The sequence below is a fragment of the Acinetobacter sp. S4397-1 genome (assembly GCF_024129285.1).
GTDB lineage: Bacteria > Pseudomonadota > Gammaproteobacteria > Pseudomonadales > Moraxellaceae > Acinetobacter > Acinetobacter lwoffii_C.
The window spans coordinates 1-20,994 of sequence record NZ_JAMXXZ010000002.1; the positions used below are offsets into that span (position 1 = coordinate 1).

Here is a 20,994-nt window from a genome sequence, read left to right on the forward strand (position 1 = left end):
GAACTCTTCAAACGTAACTTGAATCAGATTCCTGCAGGTGCATTTATCCTTGCAGATAAGGGTTATCAGGGAATTTATACAGTGTATCCAAGTAGCTTGTTGCCATTAAAAGCAAAGAAGCGTTGTAAACTGGATCCTGAACTAAAAACCTATAATCAGCAAATCAATAAAAGAAGAATTGGGATTGAGCATGTATTTGGCAGTTTGAAAACTTTCAAGATCCTTGCGGAACGTTATCGCAATAGAGCTAAAAGACTCGGTTTGAGATTCAATCTAATTGCTGGAATTTATAACTTGGAGCTGAGTAAAAAATGACTTATGAAAGAAATCTAGTAAAAGAATTACCTAATAATCCTGAAAATATAATTTTAATTATATGTTCATATTTAGGGATAGCAGAAGGTGGTAACCGTAAAGTACCCCATAGAAGTGACCTTAAATATGATCAATATAAATGGATTATTGAGCAGATTGATGAGCAGGTATTAATAGATTTTATCGAATCGACTTTTGGTGTCGAGAAACTTTTGTCAGTTGATTACCCTGAACAGCATGCTAATCTCGATGATGAGTTTGTATTTATTAAGCAATTTTATTGGTTTTATAAAAATCCCAAAGATGAAGAATTAAAAGAAAATATTACTTAACGAGGAATAGAAAATGGGGCAAGCAAAACAAAGAGGCTCACTGCAAGAGCGTATAGCACAAGCACAGCAACAAAAAGTCGATGGTGAACGTATTAAGGTTGAAGAAGCAAAGCGCCGTCTAGAGCTTCCGGATAATGCGGAATTCTTGGGATATGTAATTCACCTTTACGATCAAGATGAGTTTGTTGGGAAAATTGAAGAAAACGATGTAGCTATTAATCGAATTTATGTGAAAATTCCGGACTTAGCTCAGATTTTTGATTCGGTCGAAGAAGCCATTGAAGAGGCTTTAAAAATTGATAAGTACCGGTTGCTGGTATGCTTATTATTTGAAGTGGATAATCAACATATGATCCATGATGTATGGGCTAATTTTGACAACTAAATAAATAGAATTGAGTGAAAGTTAAATATGGGATCTGGTGCTCTAGTAAAAAAAAATGCTTTAGTAGCTTGTGGAAGACATTGTTGTTTATGTCATAAATTCTGTGGACTTAAAGTGTAAATCACTTTCCAAACTTTACGACCGGTTGTGGAAGTGAAGAGGTATAGCAATTCACTATTAAAATTTTTAACAGTTTTATCATCAAGAGGCTGAATAGCTTCAATTAGCTTTACGGTGAGCATATATATCTTATCTATAAAAATTTAACTACCAACTTAACTACTTGTTAAGTGGTTTTGGAGTGTTGTTGATGGTAATTGTTAGGAAGGTAAGACTCAATAAAATATATTTAGAATAATAACTTATGATTAATTTTTAGCTTAATGTTTTTGAATGTTATTTGAAGTAGATCGCAATCATATGGCGATTTATTAAAACAGACTTAGAATCTAGATTCAAAAAATCCCGCTTTCGAGCGGGATTTTCTATGAAATAAATTTTCTTTTTTGGCAGGACCAAGCTGAGATAGTTTTTAATATGCTATGCATTTTAACTTTCTCTAACTCTTTCCTGAAATAAGGGGAATTTCAATTATTTCAGCTGAATAGTACCATTAGCACTGACTGTCAGTTGTGATTCACCTGCCGCCATCTGCTGTTCTGTAATGGCATCGGCTGGGGCAGCGGCCTTCATCATGGCTATACGTGGCATAGGTTGCGGGGTATAGTTATTGGTGTTCAGATTTAAATTAACCAGCTGATAACCCGGCTTGTTCCAGGCCTGTGTGAGGGCTTGGGCACGCTGCTGAAAGTTTTTGGTGGCTTCGACCATCAATTCATTTTCTACCTTTTTGCGTTTTGCATCCGACACGGTGAAGTTAATGGATTCGGTCTGGAAGTTTTGCTGCAACTCTGCGATCAGCTGAGAAGTGGCTTTAAAATCAGTGGACTCTAGACGCACTTGAGCACGGCCACGCCATTCTTTAAGTTTACGGTTGTCATTATCATAAATTGGATAAGTGCTTTGGGCGCCAGTCTCAATTTTAACGGTTGGATATTTGCGTGCTGTTACCATCGCCTGATTCATCAGCTGATTAATCTGGCTAGCAAGTTGGGCTGGTTGTTTATGGGATTTTTCAAGATACAAAACAGCATGCATTTCATCATTGGAAATATCACGTCTGGCATCTGCGGATAGATTAATTACATTATAATTCAATGACTCATTGGGAGCTGCAAAAGCCGTGGTTGCTAAAGTGCCTGCAAGGATAATACTGGATAACGCTAAAAGACGCATATTGTGGTCCTGTTTTTCTTAAAGAAGCCATCTGGGCTGTTATAAAAATATTAAATCCTGACTATGGTTTTTTTGCAAAATATTTGTGGTAAGAATGTTAAATTATCGCTCTATATTTAACCTCAATTCTTGAAATTAAATATCATAAAAATTATAGACTTATCTCTAAAGTTATAAAATACCAAGAAAGATTGCTGAAAGGCTACAAAAAAGTATAAAAGAACGTGCTTTTCTTTCGGTGGTCACAGGTTAAGATGATAATTCAGATGACAAATCGGCATGATATTTTTTTTCGATAAAAAATCAGCAAAATTGTGGCGAAAGTCGTTTATTTTCCTGTAAAAGACTGTATCATCCGCCTCCTAGTTATGATGTATGAGTAAACCATCAAACTGGAATTTATAAAGCACCGAGTCAAAGGACCGCAAGTCACCCGACTTATTTCTATTAACCCATATCAGAGATGGTAATTCGATATGAGCGTTTCTTCAGTAAACCCTGCCACTAATTCTACTAACGAATACTATTTGACTCGCCAAAGTCAGATGGAATCCAATGTTCGTAGCTATCCGCGTAAACTACCGCTTGCGATAGCAAAAGCATTAGGTTGCTGGGTTACCGATGTCGAAGGTACAGAGTACCTCGATTGTTTAGCTGGGGCAGGAACATTGGCATTAGGCCATAATCATCCTGCGGTCATTCAAAGTATTCAGGATACGCTTGCAAGCGGTCTGCCATTGCATACTTTGGATTTAACAACACCTTTAAAAGATGCTTTTACTGAGGCGCTGCTTGAACAGCTGCCAGGCGGTAAAGAAGAGTACTGCCTGCAGTTCTGTGGTCCATCTGGTGCAGATGGTACAGAAGCAGCGATTAAATTAGCCAAAACCTTTACCGGTCGCAGCTCGGTGATCAGCTTTTCTGGTGGTTACCATGGTATGACTCACGGTTCGCTTGCAATGACAGGTAACCTGTCTGCGAAGAATGCGGTCAATGGCTTAATGCCAGGCGTTCAATTCATGCCATATCCGCATGAATACCGTTGCCCACTTGGTCTGGGCGGGGAAGCGGGCGTTGACGCATTGACTTACTACTTCGAAAATTTCATTGAAGATGTAGAAAGTGGTGTGACTAAACCGGCTGCTGTAATTCTTGAAGCCATTCAGGGTGAAGGCGGTGTAGTGACTGCGCCGGTAAAATGGCTGAAAAAAATCCGCGAAGTGACTGAAAAACACAATATCGTACTCATTCTTGATGAAGTTCAGGCAGGCTTTGGCCGTTCAGGCAAAATGTTCGCTTTTGAATATGCAGGAATTGAGCCTGACGTTGTTGTTATGTCTAAAGCAGTAGGTGGCAGCTTGCCACTGGCAGTACTGGGTATTAAACGTAAATTTGATGCTTGGCAGCCTGCTGGCCATACGGGGACTTTCCGTGGTAACCAGCTGGCGATGGGGACTGGTCTTGCGGTGATTAAGACCATCAAAGAACAAAACTTAGCACAAAATGCGCAAGAACGCGGTGATTTCCTGCAAGCTGAATTGAAAAAGTTGGCGCAGGAACTTCCGTGTATCGGTAATGTACGTGGCCGAGGCTTAATGATCGGTATTGAAATTGTGGACGAGCGACAATCTGCTGACCACATGGGTTCTTTACCTGCAGACGGCCAATTGGCAGCCGCTATTCAGACAGCATGTTTCAATAATAAGCTGTTGCTAGAAAAAGGTGGTCGTAACGGTACGGTAATCCGTTTACTTTGTCCGTTAATTATCACTCAAGAAGAGTGTGTAGAAGTGATTGCCCGTTTCAAGAAAGCGGTTACTGAAGCTCTTGTAGCAGTTCGAGGCGCATAATTCATGGTAGATTTTGCAGAACACCGTAAAGCGTTACTCTGCAATGATGCTGCATCCATTGCTGACTATCAGTCAGCAATGGACCAGGCGACCAAAGCGGTTGCAGCATGGTTGCAAAACGACAAAATGTATACTGGCGGTAGCATCAAAGAGTTACGTAGTGCCATTGCCTTCAATCCTTCTAAAGAAGGTTTGGGTGTACAAAAATCACTTGAGCGTATGGTGGAGCTTTTCTTAAATAAAAGCTTGAAAGTTCATCATCCACATTCATTAGCACATTTGCACTGTCCGACCATGGTGACCAGCCAAATCGCGGAAGTGCTGATTAACGCTACCAACCAGTCTATGGACTCTTGGGATCAAAGCCCGGCGGGTTCTTTGATGGAAGTACAGTTGATTGACTGGCTTCGTCAAAAAGTCGGCTATGGTGCAGGTCAGGCAGGTGTATTCACTTCGGGTGGTACGCAATCGAACCTGATGGGTGTGTTGCTTGCGCGTGATGCGTGTATCGCGAAAAACTGGAAAGATGAAAACGGCCAGCCGTGGTCTGTTCAGCGGGATGGTATTCCTGCGGACGCAATGCGCAATGTCAAAGTCATCTGTTCTGAAAATGCACACTTTTCGGTGCAAAAGAACATGGCAATGATGGGCATGGGCTTCCAGTCAGTTGTGACTGTTCCTGTAAACGAAAATGCACAAATGGATGTTGATGCTCTGGAAAAGACCATGGCGCATCTTCAGTCTGAAGGCAAGATCGTAGCTTGTGTGGTTGCAACTGCAGGTACAACAGATGCTGGCGCGATTGACCCACTCAAACAGATTCGTGAAATCACCAACAAATATGGCGCGTGGATGCATATCGATGCGGCATGGGGTGGGGCACTGATTCTGTCGAATGACTATCGTGCGATGCTGGATGGGATCGAGTTATCTGATTCGATTACACTGGATTTCCACAAGCATTATTTCCAAACCATTTCATGTGGTGCATTCTTGCTCAAAGATGAAGCGAACTACCGTTTCATGCATTATGAGGCGGAGTATCTTAACTCGGCTTATGATGAAGAACATGGCGTGCCAAACCTGGTCTCGAAGTCTTTACAAACCACGCGCCGTTTTGACGCGTTGAAATTGTGGATGACCGTAGAAGCACTCGGCGAAGAGCTGTATGGATCGATGATCGATCATGGGGTGAAACTGACCCGTGACGTTGCAGATTACATCAAGGCGACTGATGGTCTGGAACTTCTGGTTGAGCCACAATTTGCATCAGTACTGTTCCGTGTAGTGCCTGAAGGCTATCCAGCTGAGTTTGTGGATGCACTGAACCAGAACGTAGCAGATGAACTGTTTGCTCGTGGTGAAGCGAATATTGGGGTGACTAAGGTCGGCAATGTTCAGTCATTGAAAATGACCACTTTAAGCCCGGTAGCCACACTTGAGAACGTGCAAAATCTGCTGGCATTGGTACTGGCAGAAGCGGATCGCATCAAGGATTCAATTGCAGATGGTAGTTATACACCGCCCATTGTTTAATTGATTGAAAAATTAAAAAAGGAGATCGAAAGATCTCCTTTTTTAATACTTTTTCCTCAATAGCACGCACATAGGGAGGTCGGTTAAAGAAGTAATTAATATGACGATAAGTAAATTTTTATTTTTCATAAAAATAAAAAAACAAGTAAGCTAATAATTATAAAATTAATCTTTTTATAATTCTAAACCGCTCTTAAGTCATGCTGTAAACCACAGAGGGTAATAAAAAACAGAAGCTAAAAACGAAACATCATGAAAGTGTCACAAAGTTGTAACCTGTCTGTCATATTCTAAAATCAAAATGCAAGTATCGAAACAAGTACAAAACTGAATCAAAAGTAATGTACTCCAAATTGCAAAAATGAGAGAGATACAGAATGCGCTTTACAAATATTACTTTAGCAATTGCACTCACTGGGGCGGCAGTCACTACAGCACATGCTGCACGTGACACTATTCAAATTGCTGGCTCTTCAACTGTTCTTCCATATGCAAGTATTGTTGCTGAAGAATTTGGAAATACCTTTCCACAATTTAAAACTCCAGTGGTCGGTTCGGGCGGTTCTTCAGGTGGCTTAAAGCAATTTTGTGCGGGTGTGGGTGATAACACGATTGATATCGCAAACGCATCTCGCCAGATTAAAAGCTCTGAGCTGGCAGAATGTAAAAAGAATGGCGTCAACCAGGTATTAGAAATCAAAATTGGTTATGACGGTATTGTATTTGCTTCTAATGCCAATAAAGCAGCTTATAAATTACGTCCACAACATGTTTATGCCGCGCTTGCGGCTCAGTTGCCATCTCAGGGGAAAATGGTTGCTAACCCTTATACACGCTGGAACCAGATTGATAAAGCACTTCCAAATGAGCCGATCACCTTGGTGATTCCTGCTTCTAACCATGGTACGCGCGAAGTGTTCCAGGAGAAAATGGTGGATGCAGGTTGTGAATCGTACGCTGCAATTAAGTCTTTAGATAAAGAGGCCAAGAAAAAAGCGTGTACAAACTTCCGTAAAGATGGCCGTGTGATTGAAATTTCCGGTGACTACACTGAAACATTGGCGCGCTTAAAAACTTCTCCAAGTGCAGTTGGTGTATTTGGTCTAGGTTTCTATGACCAGAACCGTGACCGTTTACGTGTTGCCACAGTGAATAATGTTGCACCTTCTGAAAAAACTATTCTGAATGGTTCTTATCCGGTTTCACGTCCATTGTTCTTTTATGTGAAAGGCGAACACCTGAAGTCAATCAAAGGTTTACCACAGTTCACCGAATACTTCCTGAGCAAGAAAGTATCAGGTAAAGGTTCAAAACTGGAAAAAGCCGGCCTGATTTCAATGTCAGACAAAGAACGTGCAGCAGTACTTGCGAACTTTAAAGCAGGCAAAGCGGTGGTTGTAAAGTAATACATAATGCTCAAAGCGCTGATGGCAGGGACGACCTGCCATTGGTGTGTTGCGATAGATTAAGTTTTTTCAAACCATGAAAATTGAAAAAACAGTGGAGAATACATGAATCTGCTACTCATAGGTGTCTTGCTGGCAATCATTGCCATAGCCTATCAAATCGGATTAAGTAAAAGCCGGAACCTAGCAGGTAAGGGAAACAATTCTGCGAACTTACATTCGCGTCCAAGTTATTATGGCGCCTTAGTTGCTTTGTGGTGTGGAATCCCTGCGTTTTTAATTTTGATTGTTTGGAATATTGTCGAGCCAAGCTTCCTGGAACAAGTGGTGATTAATCATCTGCCGCCAGAAGTATCGGCTCAGCTTGATCCGGCAAGTCTGGGTGTTGTCGTTGATCGTGTACAGGCACTCGCTTCCGGTTTTGGAGTCAGTGATACACCGGCTGCTTATGAAATAGCAGCTGCAGAGCAGCTGGCCAAATTTGTGACCATCGGTACATTTGCCAAGCTGGCGGTGGTGATTTCTGCGGCGCTGGCTGGACTGGTCTGGGCGAAAAATCGCATCAGTCAGGAATTCCGAGCTCGTAACCAAGTTGAAAAAATTATTAATATTGGTCTGGCACTCTGTTCAGGGGTTGCGATTCTGACCACGCTTGGGATTGTGATGTCGATGTTCGGTGAAGCAATGCGCTTCTTTAGCTTCGTCAGCCCGTTCGATTTTTTCTTTGGTACAGAGTGGAATCCTGGTTTTAGTACCTCCGGGAATGCTGAAGGCAGTTATGGTCTGTTGCCACTGCTCTGGGGTACGCTGATGGTCAGCGGTATTGCACTGCTGATTGCTGTCCCTGTCGGTTTGATGATTGCGATCTATCTGGCTGAATATGCATCACCTAAATTCCGTTCTTGGGCCAAGCCAACCATTGAAGTATTGGCAGGTATTCCTACTATCGTATATGGCGTATTTGCCTTAATGATTATTGGGCCTTTCCTGAAGGCCATAGGAGCCATGGTTGGTATTGATATTAATGCCACTAGTGCCCTAACCGCTGGTCTGGTTATGGGGATCATGATTATCCCTTTCGTTTCTTCTTTATCTGATGACATTATTACTCAGGTGCCGCGTGCATTACGTGATGGGTCTTTAGGGCTCGGTGCGACCAAGTCTGAAACCATCCGTCAGGTGGTTTTGCCGGCAGCTTTACCGGGGATTATCGGGGCTTTCCTGTTGGCAGCATCACGTGCAATTGGTGAGACCATGATTGTGGTGCTTGCAGCAGGGAACAGTCCGCAGTTACATGCCAATCCATTAGAAGCAGTCTCTACAGTCACTATTACTATCGTCAACCAGTTAACCGGTGATACTGACTTCGCAAGTCCACAGGCGCTGGTAGCCTTTGCACTGGGTTTGACATTATTTGTGATCACCTTAGGTTTGAACATTATTGCACTGTATATCGTGCGTAAATATCGTGAGCAATACGACTAATGAGTACTTCAAATACAACACCTTTAGATCAGCGTATTGATCCATCTGTGGCTGCCGAGCTACGTGAAAAGCGTAAGAAGACCATTCGGAACTCTTTGGCAGGTCGTCATCGTAAAGAAAAAGCATTTCGCCTGTTAGGCTTGTCGGCAGTATTGGCTGGCTTGTTCTTCGTAGTATTGCTGTTCGGAAGTATCTTGAGCAAAGGTTTGCCGGGTTTCTGGCAAAGCAGCATGAATCTGCCGATTTATTTTGATCCGACGATTGTTAATATTGGCCCTAAACCTAAACAGCTTGCCAATGAAACTCCGGCGCAATATGAAGAGCGTCTGATTGACTGGCAGATGCAGGTGGGTATGGTCGACTGGGATGCCCTGATTGTAAATGGCATGATTGCCAAAGATAGCAAGCTGGACGGCCAGCAGGATGAACTCGGCTCTTTATATACCAGTTCAGAAGCTTATCGTCTGCGTGACATGGTGCTGATGAATCCAGGTCTGGTTGGACAAACTGAAAATGTGAAAATTCTGGCAGATGCCAATGTCGATGTCTGGTTGGCGGGTAATATTGACCGTGATCTTCCGGCAGAACAGCAGCAGCTCAGTCCAGAAGTCCGTCAACTGGCTGATGCCATGAAAGCTTCGGGTGTTATCGAAAACAGCTTCAATACCAATATCTTTGTCAGTCCGGATTCACGCAGTTCACCTGCAACCTCTGGTCTGGCCGGGGCATTCATGGGTTCCCTGTTCATGATGCTGATCGTGATCTTTATCTCGATTCCAATCGGTGTAGCTTCAGCGATTTATCTGGAAGAGTTTGCGCCAAAGAACTGGATTACCGATGTGGTTGAAGTCAACATTAACAACTTGGCAGCAGTTCCTTCGATTGTTTTCGGTTTACTGGGTGCGGCAATCTTTATCGGCTGGATGCACTTGCCACTGTCCGCACCTTTAGTGGGGGGGCTGGTATTAAGTCTGATGACCTTGCCTACGGTGATTATTACCACACGTGCCTCTTTAAAAGCAGTCCCGCCTTCGATCCGTCAGGCTGCGTTGGGCTTAGGTGCTTCACGTATCCAGACTGTATTCCATCATGTATTGCCACTGGCTCTGCCTGGGATTCTGACCGGTGCCATTATTGGGGTTGCACAGGCGCTGGGTGAAACCGCACCACTCTTATTGATCGGGATGAGTGCCTTCGTCGCCAGTGTGCCAGCGACACCATTTGAGCAATCAACTGCCTTACCTGTACAAATCTTTTTATGGCAGGGTAATGAACTGCGTAACTTCTTTGAAGGTCGTACCGCAGCAGCCATTATTGTCCTTCTGGCCATGATGATCAGCTTGAACAGCCTGGCCATCTGGTTACGTAAAAAGTTTGAAGTCCGTTGGTAAGAAGGGGCAAAATAATGAATATTGTAATGAATGAAACCTTGAATACCTTAGAAAAGGATCCGTCTGTGAATCCACAACATACGCAATTTACCGCAGATTCTAGTACACAAAAGCCAACGACTTCTTTTATTTCGCAGTTCGATACTCATGCGGAAAATAAACAGCAAGCCAAGAACAGTAATGTCAAACTCAGCACTTCGGATGTGCATGTGTACTATGGTGAAGCTGAAGCCATTAAAGGCATTGATCTAAACATTTATGAAAATGAAGTCATTGCTTTTATTGGTCCATCGGGCTGTGGTAAATCCACATTTCTGCGTACCTTAAACCGCATGAATGACACGATTGATAGCTGTCGGGTTACGGGCAAGGTCATGCTGGATAATCAGGATATCTACGATCCGAATCTGGATGTTGTGCTGCTGCGTGCACAAGTAGGGATGGTATTCCAGAAGCCAAACCCGTTTCCAAAATCCATTTTTGATAACGTCGCTTATGGACCTAAATTACATGGTCTGGCGCGTGATAAATATGATCTGGAAGAAATTGTAGAAAATAGTTTGCATAAAGCAGGCTTGTGGAATGAAGTCAAAGACCGTCTGAATCAGCCGGGTACGGGTCTATCTGGTGGTCAGCAACAGCGTTTATGTATTGCACGTACTATTGCAGTGTCACCCGAAGTGATTTTAATGGATGAGCCATGTTCAGCGCTGGATCCGATTGCAACGGCCAAAGTCGAAGAGCTGATTTCCGAGCTCTCTACCCAGTATACAATTGCGATTGTGACGCACTCAATGCAACAGGCTGCGCGTGTATCTGACCGTACAGCTTACTTCCACTTAGGTGATCTGATTGAAGTCAATTCGACTGAGAAAGTCTTTACCCAGCCGGATCATCAGTTGACTGAAGCGTACATTACTGGTCGTTTTGGTTAATCTTTGCTTATCTCAACTATTGAAAAGCAGAGCTGTCGTGCTCTGTTTTTTGTTGTGATAATTAAAAGAATGACCTCACCATCATCATTCTCTACAATTTTTAGAAGAAGATAACTTAAAAACCAAATCGCAATCTTTCACTCTTTATTTGGCATTCCCTATATTGCAGGGTGCGAGGCAATGGGGCATATATTCGTGCCTAAACCGAACACAAGTCACTGGTTTTTGCTGTTATCTGGTGATGAGTCATACCTTTAAAATGACAGAATTTCTTGTCTGATGCTTCATATCAGCTAAAAATCTTGCGAGATATCCCTCAGATCGCGAATATAGATGAATTGTCAACAGACTTTAAATAACTATTGAAAAATACCCGTATTGACCTAATCTAAGGGTATAAACCGAATTAAATTGAGAATATATTTTTTATGTTATTTCATACGCCGAAATTGCCTGCAGAAATTCGTATTAGCCATTTAAACGCGCGAATTAATGAACAACGCAAAAAAATCGCGCAAACTACGGCTTCTAAACTGGAGCTTTTGCAATTAACTCAACAATTGTCAAAAGAAGCCCGTATACGTAAAAAAAACAATCAAAAAATTTATATACTCGACTTTAAAGGGGATACTGCGGCTTCAGCAGTAGAAAGTTTACGTGAAGAAATTACCCTGATTTTGGCCACTGCAAAAGCAGGGCGTGATCGTGTGGTGGTACGTCTGGAAAGTCCGGGCGGTATGGTACATGGTTATGGGTTGGCTGCTGCGCAATTGGTGCGTTTACGAGATGCCGGTTTTAATCTGACGGTGTGTGTCGATAAAGTCGCAGCCAGTGGCGGTTATATGATGGCCTGTATCGCCAATGAAATCTTATCGGCGCCGTTTGCCATTGTAGGCTCAATCGGTGTAGTGGCTCAGGTACCGAATTTCAACCGTTTGCTCAAAGACAATAAAATTGATTTTGAATTGTATACTGCGGGTCAGTACAAGCGCACCGTAACCATGTTTGGTGAAAATACTGCTGAAGGTAAAGCCAAATTTGAAGAAGAGTTACAGCAAACTCACGAATTATTTAAACACTTTGTTGAAAAGTACCGTCCTCAACTGAATGTTGAGAAAGTGGCGACTGGTGAGCACTGGTATGGAAAAGATGCGCTGGATCTGAATCTGGTCAATAAACTGCAAACTTCAGATGAATACTTGCTGGGTTTATTGGCACAACATGATATCTATGTGATTGAAACGCGTCGTAAACCGACTTTGGGGGAAAAGCTTGGTTTACAGGCTGCACAAATGGCAGATGGTTTGGTTCCTGCTGTCATGCACAAGGTAATGGAAGCTTTGCTTAAGGCAAATTCTAATGTAGTACAAATGCGTGATCCTAAATTTTAATATTACTCAGCTTAGGTTCATAAAAAAGGTCAGTCATTACTGACCTTTTTTATATCTTGGATTTATATTGAATAAGCTGCCTATGAAATAATAGATTAATCACACTTTTAATTGTTCCTTAATGGTAATTTTGCTATTTTAATCGGTGCTGTCTGAATACTTGTTTATTATTCAGAAAACTTAAAAAAGCTTTAAAATACCGAGGGAAAAATGACTAGAATCATTGTGATTGCAAAATCTAGCCACACTGTATTACATAATTCACAGACTGCAAAGGTCAATTTAATACAGCCCTCCTATGTAAAAGTTGCCATGCATAAAGAGGATATTGCCTCACTCACACGTGCTGAAAATAATTGTATTATTACCTTGAAAAATGGTCAGGTCATTGTCATTGAAAACTTCTTTATAGATGATATTGGTGAAAATAATATTTTATTATTTAATGGGACACTCAGCGAATATGAACAGGCCGAGTTTGATATTCATGGTGAATTTATTGATTACACGCCTGTCAATGAAAAGCTGCAAAATGTCCGCTCAGAAACAGTAGCGCCTGATAGCAATACGCAAATGCAAACCGCTACTGCCAATCCAACAACTCCTCCAGAGGAAGATGACTCTCCTTCGCTATTAAAGGCAGGTCTGGCCGTTCTTGCAGCTGAGGCAGCATATTTGGTGGCATTTAAAGATGATGGGGATAGCAAAGATAAAAATATCGACCGAATTCCGCCCATTAAACCAACAGCTAAGTTAGATGAAGACGGAAAAGTCATTACAGGACAGGCAGAAGCTGGTTCAACCGTTTACGTGAAAGATGCCAACGGGGAAATTCTGGGTCAAGCACAGGCAGATAGTGATGGTAATTATGAAATCACTCTAGATCGCCCAGTCACAGATGGAGAAAAGGTTAACGTATTTGCAAAAAATCCGGCCGGGAAGGAGTCAGACGGAAAAGAAGTGACAGGAAACAAAGATACCATTGCGCCTGATGCGGCCAATGCTCAAGTGAATGATGATGGGAGTATGGTATTCGGTTATGCAGAAGCAGGTACAAAGGTCTATTTATATACAGCAGATGGAGAACTTGGACCAGTGACTGTTGCGCCAGACGGGAGTTTTAGCCTGTCTGTCAAGCCTGCACTCAAGCCCGGAGAAACTGCAAAAGTGGTTGTTGAAGATGAAGCAGGGAATCGTTCAGAAGAGAGTAGTGTTGAAATTGGCCAAGATACATTAGCACCTGATCAGCCTAAATTTGAAGTCAAAGAAGATGGCAGCTCGCTTAAAGGGCAGGCCGAAGCAAATTCAACAATTGAAATTAAAGATAGCAATGGCAACCTGATTGGCAGGGGCCAAGCCAATGATCAGGGCGATTTTGAAATCATATTAAACCCGGCATTGGCAGAAGGAGAAACAGCCAGTATTACGGTTAAAGATGCAGCGGGCAATACCTCCAAACCGATGGATATTACTGCAGGTCAAGATAATATTGCACCCGATGCACCTAGTGTAACGTTAAATGAACAAGGTACTGAAATAACCGGTCAAGCAGAGCCAGGTTCAAGAATTGAAATTCGAAAAGGTAATAGTTTGTTGGGCTTTGGTACAGTGGATGATGATGGAAACTATACAATTAAACTCTCACCTGCATTGACAGATGGCGAGCTTGCCAAAGTATATGCTATCGATGCAGCGGGTAATCAATCTGATCCGATCGATATAAGAGGCAGCAAAGATACTGAAGCACCCTCTGCACCATTTTTATCTAAAGTATATGATGATACGGGTGAGAGTGAAGTTTCCATTAAATCCGGTGGCAGCACTCAAGATGGTACTCCTGTTTTTGAAGGAACAGGTGAGAAATATGCAACGATTACCATTTATCAAAATGGCGTAGCGATTGCCACTGTTGAAGTGGGGGCGGACCGTAAATGGAACTATACACCTGAACTTGACTTGGACCCTGGGAAATATAGCTATTCATTCAGTCAAACCGATCTTGCAGGAAACATCAGCGATAAAAGTGCTGCATTTGAATTTACTGTAGAAGCTGCAGACCCGGAAACGCTATTGGCGGATACTACAGGTGTTAATGAGGAATTGACCAGTGCAGCTTCACAGCTTGTGGCTTTAGAGTTACTACTGAATGATTCTGCCCAAACCGAGATAAATGCTGTTGAAGAGCAAGAGTTCGATATTCATTCACTGCTAAGTCGCGATGATGAGATTTCGTTTAATCAAACCGAAATTGATTTAGAGTCACTGAATTTAGATAAAGTGGTGATGGATGACTCCGCAGCAGAGAGAGCATTAGCAGAGAAATCAACTGAGCCGATGGCAGTTTTGCAATCTGTGCAGATGGCTGATTTAACCCATGTGAGGATGGATCTAGACGAGTTACAACACCCAAGCTGGGCTTTTGTCTAAAGTGAAACGATCTCTATGAATCACACCGCTAAATAAATTATTGAGAATTAAAAGCATTCAATCGAGTGCTTTTTTATTGCCGTGTAATAGTTGAATTAGGCCGGTAATGATGGCGCCAATGGTTGCCAGTAACATATCTTTGTGCGCATCCCAGATATCACCCTGTTGCCCATTATAATTTTCCGCTTCTTCAGGAGATAAACTGACGGCAATCCACCATTCCAGCCATTCATACAATAGACTGCTAGCAATAACAAATTGAATTACCAGCAGAAAAATCACCTTGGGTTTCAGTGTAGGAAGCCAGACTTGAAACAGGCGATAGAAAAAAGGGTAGAGCAATAGACCGTAGGCAATATGAACCAGACGATCATACATATTACGTGACCAGCCCATGAATTGATTTAAATCCAAATGCAATAGCTGTTGAATCCAGTCATTATAGGGAACAAAAGAATAAAGATAGTGCGCCCCGATAATATGAATCAATAAAAAAAGCAGATAAAAAATAAAACAGGAGAAACTGAGTCCAATTTTTTTGAAGCTTACCAGCAGGACAATCAGCATCAAAACTGTACCGGCCTGATGGAGCATATAAGCAAATAATTCGAGCGGTTGAATACTCGCAAGCACAAGCGCAATGGCGAAGAAACCTAAGCTCAGCCAGTGTTTTAAGCTAAGTTGATATTCAATCATCTTATTATTTTCAGTGATGTATTGATGGAATTATAATAAAAAAACGAAGCCGAGGCTTCGTTTTTTTAATCTAACTTAGTTTAGATTTTAGAAATCAGTTCTTTTACTTGTTTTGCTTGAGCTGCTGCATTACCCGTATAAGTTGCTGGCGTCATTTCAGCTAAACGGGCACGGTCAGCAGCAGGTACAGCTTCTAATTCGTTACCATTTACAAAATCCACCATCATGTCGCGAGTCATGGCTTGACCACGAGTAAGAGCTTTTAATTTTTCGTATGGTTTTTCAACATTGTAACGACGCATTACAGTTTGAATCGGTTCAGCCAGAACTTCTTGAGCATTGTCTAAGTCTTCAAGAATACGGTCAGCATTCAATTCAAGTTTACCAATTCCTTTAGAGCAAGCTTCAAAAGCAATTAAGCTTTGTGCAAAACCCACACCCATGTTACGCAGTACAGTTGAGTCAGTTAAGTCACGTTGCCAGCGAGAAATCGGAAGTTTTTCACCCAGGTGAGCAAGAACAGCGTTTGCAATACCCAGATTACCTTCAGAGTTTTCAAAGTCGATCGGGTTAACTTTGTGCGGCATGGTTGAAGAACCCACTTCGCCTTCTTTTAAGCGCTGCTTGAAGAAACCGAGAGAGATATAGCCCCAAACGTCACGGTTAAAGTCGATCAGGATCGTATTGAAACGACGTAGCGCATCAAAAAGCTCGGCCATGTAATCATGTGGCTCAATTTGCGTGGTGTACGGATTGAAGGTTAAACCTAAGGACTCAACAAATGCTTGTGAGTGAGCAGGCCAGTTGATGTCTGGATAAGCTGAAAGGTGAGCATTGTAGTTACCCACTGCACCGTTAATTTTACCTAGCAATTCAACATTTTGGAACTGTTTGATTTGACGTGCAAGGCGGTAAGCCACGTTCGCCATTTCTTTACCCAGCGTAGTTGGGCTTGCAGTTTGACCATGGGTACGTGACAACATTGGTTGTTCGGCATGCTGTTCTGCCAAAGCAACGATTGAATCAATGATTTGCTGCATGGCATTGATCAGCACTTCACGACCATTTTTCAACATGAGCGCATGAGACAGGTTATTAATGTCTTCAGAAGTACAGGCAAAGTGAATGAACTCACCAGCATTTTTCAGTTCATCAATATGGGCAATCTGTTCTTTTAAAAAGTACTCAACCGCTTTTACGTCATGGTTTGTGGTACGTTCAATTTCTTTAATACGGTTGGCATTCTCTTCAGAGAAGTTGCTAACAATAGCATCCAGTGCAGCATTTGTTTCAGCTGAAAAAGCTGGAACTTCAGTAATTTCAGGATGGTTTGCAAGCGCTTGTAACCAACGCACTTCAACAGTTACACGAGCATGGATTAAACCAAACTCAGAAAGAAAAGGACGGAGAGCATCACATTTGCTCGCATAGCGTCCATCTAGTGGAGAAAGTGCAGTTAAAGCGTTCATATTGATTCCTTAGATCTTGGAATTAAACGAAAAATGAAAAGCGCATCAGCTCGGTTAAGTCACCTGAAACTGAAGACGTGCCAGATTTTGAATATCTTGAAGTAACTTGCGTTTACCAAAGACCATGCCCCATGAGCTGCCGCCGAGCTGGCGCCACAAATGCGCCATTTGCAAGCCGGTAAACAGGGATGCACGAATACGGTTGGTATGGCCTGAATCTTTGAAAGCCTGAGCATTGCCTCGTACCATGATGCGCGGATTAATCTGTCCGGCAGTCTCTACATAGGTTTGGGCAAGATTGGCAATAATGCTGGGATGCATATAATTATTATCAAAGAAAGAGAGCTGTCTTAAAATTTTCTGTTGAGATTGCTCAATAATTTCAACAAACTTGGGATTGCTATACACTTTTTTTTCTAATTGTAATAGCGCCATGGCATAGGACATGGGAAGTTTGGTATTGGAAAGTTTAGGTAATCTGGATTTCGGCGAGGTATTAAAGGGCTGGGTAATACTACTTTCTAAAGCCTTTAAGCCGAGGGAAATATCGGCCAGCTGATTAAAGAAGTCCAGGGTTTGGGTATTGGATTGACCACTGGGACGAATATTTAAACTGGCTTTAATCAACTGTTCAAAATAAAAGTTACCGCTTTCACCAATACTCTGCTGGCCCGTCATCGCTGTCATATGCGTCAGCTGGGTGGCCTGAAAAACTGCCGCCAACGCCAACACACGATTTTGGCGAATATTCAGAGTTTGAGGCTGTTGAAACGGTAACTCTGCCATGCCGAGACCATCCTTATGCAATAAAATCCGGTTTAGGAGCATTGGTGTGGTGAATCACACCGCCCCCTAAACATACTTCACCTGAATAAAACACAACACTTTGACCTGGTGTCACTGCACGCTGCGATTCATCAAATTCAACGCGTACACCATTTGGTGTATTCGGGTTTTTATAAATAGTACAGGCTTGGTCAGGCTGACGGTAGCGGGTTTTTGCCGTACAGCGGAAACCCGATTCAGGAATGTCCTGTTCACCTGCAACCCATTCAATGGCTTCACTCCACAGCATGGTGCTGTGCATGAGTGGATGTTCATGACCCTGACCAATCACCAGACGGTTGTTTTCAATATCTTTATGCAGTACAAACCAGGCACCTTCTTCTGCACCCTTCATACCGCCAATACCGATCCCGCCGCGTTGACCGAGCGTATAGTACATTAAGCCGTGGTGATCACCAACCTCTTTGCCATCCTCAAGGACGATTTTTCCAGGTTGAGCTGGCAAATACTGCTTCAAGAAGTCATTAAAACGACGCTCACCAATAAAGCAGATGCCGGTTGAATCTTTTTTCTTGGCTGTTGCAAGACCCAGTTCTTCCGCAATTTTACGGACTTCCGGCTTTTCAATTTCACCTACCGGGAATAAGGTCTTGTTGATTTCACGACCATGCACAGCATGCAGGAAATAAGTCTGGTCTTTGTTGTTGTCTACACCGCGTAATAAAGGCGCATACTGATCACCTTTAGAATTGGTCATGGTTTCACCACGGCGGCAATAATGGCCGGTTGCAATAAAGTCTGCGCCTAAATTCACCGCATGATCTAAAAAGGCACGGAATTTAATTTCTTTATTGCACAGAATATCCGGATTAGGGGTACGGCCCGCAGCATATTCCGCCAGAAAATGTTCAAATACGCGGTCCCAGTATTCCATGGCGAAGTTGGCAGTGTGCAGCTTGATGCCGATTTTGTCACAAACGGCTTGTGCATCTGCCAGATCCTCCATGGCTGTACAATATTCCGTGCCGTCATCTTCTTCCCAATTTTTCATGAAAAGACCTTCAACCTGATAACCTTGTTGAAGAAGTAATGCGGCAGAAACAGAAGAGTCTACACCACCAGACATACCGACGATGACACGTTGTTGCATGGGATTAGGCATCCAAATTTGAAATTAAGGGAGAATTTTGGTGCTCGTAAATGAGCGATAAAGGATAGCGTTTTCCTGCCTGAGCATCTTGCACCGCTTTTAGTACTAAGGGACTACGGGCACGGGCTGTTTCAATCAGTTCATCTGGCGTCATCCAGACTGCACGGACAATACCGGTATCAAGTTTAGCCTGTCCATCATAACTTATCGTTTCGGCCTTCAAGCAGAAACGGTAGTAGGTCCGATCTGGAAACATGGGCGGAGTATAAGTATAGATACCGATCAGATCGGTGATCTGAACTTGATAGCCGGTTTCTTCCTGAGTTTCACGAATGGCTGCTTCGACAATGGTTTCACCTGCTTCCACATAACCGGCAGGCTGATTGAATACAGTATGGCTAACCGCTTCTGTATGCTCTTCGACAAACAGAAATTTTCCATCTTTTTCAACGACAGTCGCGACAGTAACGTGAGCAGTCCAAGCAGTCATAAAACGCACCATGGCAGGAAAAGCCCTATTCTACAAAATTTAGCAAGACGTGGCTATGTGCGATGAGTTTTTCTTTGGTGCTTGAGTATGTCATGAGCTTAATTCTCTTTTTTTACTAGATCGTTCTTTATTATCACTATAACTACGCTTCACAAAGAGCAGGGGGGGCTTTCATTGAATATAATGAAAAGATGATTATTTATCTATTTTTTTGGGGTGGGAAGGGAAGGCTTAAGCTATAAAGCATTAAAAATAGATACTTTAACAATTCATCTATTTTTAAACTGATTTCTAATATTCAATCATTAAAACGCCTAAAAACACTTAATCTTGGTTTTTTATCTGGTGATTCAGATTCTTAGATCTGAATTTCTTATTACTAGTCGATGAATTGGGACTGTTTTGTAGGTTTTGACTCATATCAAACTTGGCCTTTGACGGCTATCTGGAAGACTAAAGTTTTTCTATGATGAGCTATCAGGAATAGGATATTCCAGAGAATAACAAGAGATAGGCATAAAAAGAGTAAGGTAAGACAGGAGTTATACCGAACAACCAATATGAAAAACCCCAGCAGGATGCTGGGGTTTTTCTTGTCTGAAGGATTTTGATCTCACATCGACGCTACTGAATCAATGTGTAGAAACCCTCATATTTTTAATACTTTTAGAGTTTAATGAGAAGAAAATATAAATAAAAAACTGATCGCGGCATTCATGGGTTTTATGATTGCGATTTTCCCGATGCTTTTATTATTTCCCAACCGTTCAATTCAATAGTTGCCATTATCTGCGCTAGTGCTATTCCTGTTTATTGCTCTGGCAGGGAGGAAGGAATATAAGCAGCTGGATATTTGAAAAGTTGATGTTTCGAGCCTTTGAACGATGATTTAAAAATTTTCATATGCAGTAAGTTTAAAGAGGTTCTCAATTATGGCTTGCCACTTTTACATCATGGCTAACCGGATAAAGTAAAATTTTTATTTTTAAATAAAAAAACCACGCAAAAAGCGTGGTTTTTTTAATCAGTTTAATCTAATACAAATTAGATTTTACCAACTAGGTCGATTGAAGGAGCAAGAGTTGCATCGCCTTCTTTCCATTTAGCTGGGCAAACTTCGCCTGGGTGAGCGTGTACATATTGAGCTGCTTTAACTTTACGAAGAAGTTCTTGAGCATCACGACCGATACCACCCGCATTGATTTCAACGATCTGGATTTTACCTTCTGGATCAATCACGAAAGTACCACGGTCAGCAAGACCGTCAGCTTCGATTAATACGTCGAAGTTTTTAGCAAGAGTCCAGTTCGCATCACCAACCATGACGTATTGGATTTTTTTGATTTCTTCTGAAGAATCATGCCAAGCTTTGTGCGTGAAGTGAGTGTCAGTAGAAACTGAATAAATTTCAACGCCTAACTTCTGGAATTCAGCATAGTTATCAGCAAGGTCACCTAGTTCGGTTGGGCAAACAAAAGTGAAGTCAGCTGGATAGAAGAATACAACAGACCATTTTCCTTTCAGGTCAGCTTCAGTTACTTCGATAAATTGACCATTTTGGAATGCAGTTGCTTTAAATGGTTTAACTTCAGTATTAATTAAGCTCATCATTGTCTCCATGATTGAGGTTTGTATTTAATTTCTAAAAGGATAA

Annotated in this window: 18 protein-coding genes; 11 read left to right on the forward strand and 7 right to left on the reverse strand. The window is 42.1% G+C overall.

What is annotated here, in order from left to right:
- The 3 genes from NI467_RS01335 to NI467_RS01345 all read left to right on the forward strand — a co-directional run.
- A partial coding sequence (locus NI467_RS01335; RefSeq protein WP_253150521.1) for a transposase family protein occupies positions 1-315 on the forward strand: 315 nt, incomplete at its 5' end.
- The gene (locus tag NI467_RS01340) at positions 312-647 is read left to right on the forward strand and encodes a hypothetical protein (RefSeq protein ID WP_253150523.1); all 336 of its coding nucleotides are present in this window, start codon (positions 312-314) and stop codon (positions 645-647) included. The genes NI467_RS01335 and NI467_RS01340, both read left to right, overlap by 4 nt.
- Before the next feature lie 13 nt (positions 648-660).
- Positions 661-1,032 carry a hypothetical protein gene (locus tag NI467_RS01345; RefSeq protein ID WP_253150525.1) on the forward strand — a complete coding sequence of 124 codons (372 nt, stop codon included), beginning with the start codon at positions 661-663 and terminating at the stop codon, positions 1,030-1,032.
- A gap of 591 nt (positions 1,033-1,623) precedes the next feature.
- On the opposite strand, the gene NI467_RS01350 is transcribed toward NI467_RS01345, so the two are convergent.
- Positions 1,624-2,328, reverse strand: a complete 705-nt coding sequence (locus tag NI467_RS01350) for an SIMPL domain-containing protein (protein ID WP_151205675.1) — start codon at positions 2,326-2,328, stop codon at positions 1,624-1,626.
- A 476-nt stretch (positions 2,329-2,804) separates the two neighbouring features.
- Here NI467_RS01350 and NI467_RS01355 point away from each other — a divergent pair, with 476 nt between their 5' ends.
- The 8 genes from NI467_RS01355 to NI467_RS01390 all read left to right on the forward strand — a co-directional run bounded on the left by NI467_RS01355 (position 2,805) and on the right by NI467_RS01390 (position 14,749).
- Entirely contained in the window at positions 2,805-4,178 is a 1,374-nt protein-coding gene (locus NI467_RS01355; RefSeq protein WP_174659989.1) for a diaminobutyrate--2-oxoglutarate transaminase, read from the forward strand.
- 3 nt (positions 4,179-4,181) lie between these two features.
- Positions 4,182-5,714, forward strand: coding sequence for an aspartate aminotransferase family protein (locus NI467_RS01360; protein ID WP_253150526.1), 1,533 nt, complete (start codon positions 4,182-4,184; stop codon positions 5,712-5,714).
- A 377-nt stretch (positions 5,715-6,091) separates the two neighbouring features.
- On the forward strand, positions 6,092-7,120 hold the full coding sequence (locus tag NI467_RS01365) for a substrate-binding domain-containing protein (protein ID WP_151203902.1): 1,029 nt from the start codon (positions 6,092-6,094) through the stop codon (positions 7,118-7,120).
- 105 nt (positions 7,121-7,225) lie between these two features.
- The gene (pstC, locus tag NI467_RS01370) at positions 7,226-8,605 is read left to right on the forward strand and encodes a phosphate ABC transporter permease subunit PstC (RefSeq protein ID WP_151203901.1); all 1,380 of its coding nucleotides are present in this window, start codon (positions 7,226-7,228) and stop codon (positions 8,603-8,605) included.
- The gene (gene pstA, locus NI467_RS01375; protein WP_253150528.1) at positions 8,605-9,996 is read left to right on the forward strand and encodes a phosphate ABC transporter permease PstA; all 1,392 of its coding nucleotides are present in this window, start codon (positions 8,605-8,607) and stop codon (positions 9,994-9,996) included. The genes pstC and pstA overlap by 1 nt, the downstream gene beginning before the upstream one ends.
- Positions 9,997-10,010: 14 nt before the next feature.
- Positions 10,011-10,931, forward strand: a complete 921-nt coding sequence (gene pstB, locus NI467_RS01380) for a phosphate ABC transporter ATP-binding protein PstB (protein ID WP_151203899.1) — start codon at positions 10,011-10,013, stop codon at positions 10,929-10,931.
- Positions 10,932-11,359: 428 nt separating this feature from the next.
- Positions 11,360-12,322, forward strand: a complete 963-nt coding sequence (gene sohB, locus NI467_RS01385) for a protease SohB (protein WP_151206077.1) — start codon at positions 11,360-11,362, stop codon at positions 12,320-12,322.
- Between the two features lie 210 nt (positions 12,323-12,532).
- Positions 12,533-14,749, forward strand: coding sequence for an Ig-like domain-containing protein (locus NI467_RS01390; protein WP_253150530.1), 2,217 nt, complete (start codon positions 12,533-12,535; stop codon positions 14,747-14,749).
- Positions 14,750-14,806: 57 nt separating this feature from the next.
- Here NI467_RS01390 and NI467_RS01395 read toward each other — a convergent pair whose 3' ends face one another.
- The 6 genes from NI467_RS01395 to ahpC all read right to left on the reverse strand — a co-directional run bounded on the left by NI467_RS01395 (position 14,807) and on the right by ahpC (position 20,948).
- Complete coding sequence (locus NI467_RS01395) at positions 14,807-15,445, reverse strand: DUF2238 domain-containing protein (RefSeq protein WP_253150532.1); 639 nt, start codon at positions 15,443-15,445, stop codon at positions 14,807-14,809.
- 80 nt (positions 15,446-15,525) lie between these two features.
- Positions 15,526-16,914 carry an adenylosuccinate lyase gene (purB, locus tag NI467_RS01400; RefSeq protein ID WP_253150540.1) on the reverse strand — a complete coding sequence of 463 codons (1,389 nt, stop codon included), beginning with the start codon at positions 16,912-16,914 and terminating at the stop codon, positions 15,526-15,528.
- Between the two features lie 54 nt (positions 16,915-16,968).
- Complete coding sequence (gene hflD, locus NI467_RS01405; RefSeq protein WP_151203893.1) at positions 16,969-17,700, reverse strand: high frequency lysogenization protein HflD; 732 nt, start codon at positions 17,698-17,700, stop codon at positions 16,969-16,971.
- A 13-nt stretch (positions 17,701-17,713) separates the two neighbouring features.
- Positions 17,714-18,850 carry a tRNA 2-thiouridine(34) synthase MnmA gene (mnmA, locus tag NI467_RS01410; RefSeq protein WP_253150542.1) on the reverse strand — a complete coding sequence of 379 codons (1,137 nt, stop codon included), beginning with the start codon at positions 18,848-18,850 and terminating at the stop codon, positions 17,714-17,716.
- Positions 18,851-18,854: 4 nt separating this feature from the next.
- Positions 18,855-19,340, reverse strand: a complete 486-nt coding sequence (locus tag NI467_RS01415) for an NUDIX hydrolase (RefSeq protein WP_253150544.1) — start codon at positions 19,338-19,340, stop codon at positions 18,855-18,857.
- 1,044 nt (positions 19,341-20,384) lie between these two features.
- Complete coding sequence (ahpC, locus tag NI467_RS01420) at positions 20,385-20,948, reverse strand: alkyl hydroperoxide reductase subunit C (protein ID WP_005097370.1); 564 nt, start codon at positions 20,946-20,948, stop codon at positions 20,385-20,387.
- Positions 20,949-20,994 lie beyond the last annotated feature (46 nt).

What these genes read in the sequence shown, in the direction of transcription:
- ahpC (WP_005097370.1), bottom strand. Translation starts at nt 20,948, where the DNA reads ATGAGCTTAATTAATACTGAAGTTAAACCATTTAAAGCAACTGCATTC.
- NI467_RS01340 (WP_253150523.1), top strand. Translation starts at nt 312, where the DNA reads ATGACTTATGAAAGAAATCTAGTAAAAGAATTACCTAATAATCCTGAA.
- NI467_RS01415 (WP_253150544.1), bottom strand. Translation starts at nt 19,340, where the DNA reads ATGACTGCTTGGACTGCTCACGTTACTGTCGCGACTGTCGTTGAAAAA.
- NI467_RS01350 (WP_151205675.1), bottom strand. Translation starts at nt 2,328, where the DNA reads ATGCGTCTTTTAGCGTTATCCAGTATTATCCTTGCAGGCACTTTAGCA.
- NI467_RS01395 (WP_253150532.1), bottom strand. Translation starts at nt 15,445, where the DNA reads ATGATTGAATATCAACTTAGCTTAAAACACTGGCTGAGCTTAGGTTTC.
- NI467_RS01355 (WP_174659989.1), top strand. Translation starts at nt 2,805, where the DNA reads ATGAGCGTTTCTTCAGTAAACCCTGCCACTAATTCTACTAACGAATAC.
- NI467_RS01345 (WP_253150525.1), top strand. Translation starts at nt 661, where the DNA reads ATGGGGCAAGCAAAACAAAGAGGCTCACTGCAAGAGCGTATAGCACAA.
- purB (WP_253150540.1), bottom strand. Translation starts at nt 16,914, where the DNA reads ATGAACGCTTTAACTGCACTTTCTCCACTAGATGGACGCTATGCGAGC.
- NI467_RS01360 (WP_253150526.1), top strand. Translation starts at nt 4,182, where the DNA reads ATGGTAGATTTTGCAGAACACCGTAAAGCGTTACTCTGCAATGATGCT.
- pstA (WP_253150528.1), top strand. Translation starts at nt 8,605, where the DNA reads ATGAGTACTTCAAATACAACACCTTTAGATCAGCGTATTGATCCATCT.
- pstC (WP_151203901.1), top strand. Translation starts at nt 7,226, where the DNA reads ATGAATCTGCTACTCATAGGTGTCTTGCTGGCAATCATTGCCATAGCC.
- pstB (WP_151203899.1), top strand. Translation starts at nt 10,011, where the DNA reads ATGAATATTGTAATGAATGAAACCTTGAATACCTTAGAAAAGGATCCG.
- NI467_RS01390 (WP_253150530.1), top strand. Translation starts at nt 12,533, where the DNA reads ATGACTAGAATCATTGTGATTGCAAAATCTAGCCACACTGTATTACAT.
- NI467_RS01365 (WP_151203902.1), top strand. Translation starts at nt 6,092, where the DNA reads ATGCGCTTTACAAATATTACTTTAGCAATTGCACTCACTGGGGCGGCA.
- hflD (WP_151203893.1), bottom strand. Translation starts at nt 17,700, where the DNA reads ATGGCAGAGTTACCGTTTCAACAGCCTCAAACTCTGAATATTCGCCAA.
- sohB (WP_151206077.1), top strand. Translation starts at nt 11,360, where the DNA reads ATGTTATTTCATACGCCGAAATTGCCTGCAGAAATTCGTATTAGCCAT.
- mnmA (WP_253150542.1), bottom strand. Translation starts at nt 18,850, where the DNA reads ATGCAACAACGTGTCATCGTCGGTATGTCTGGTGGTGTAGACTCTTCT.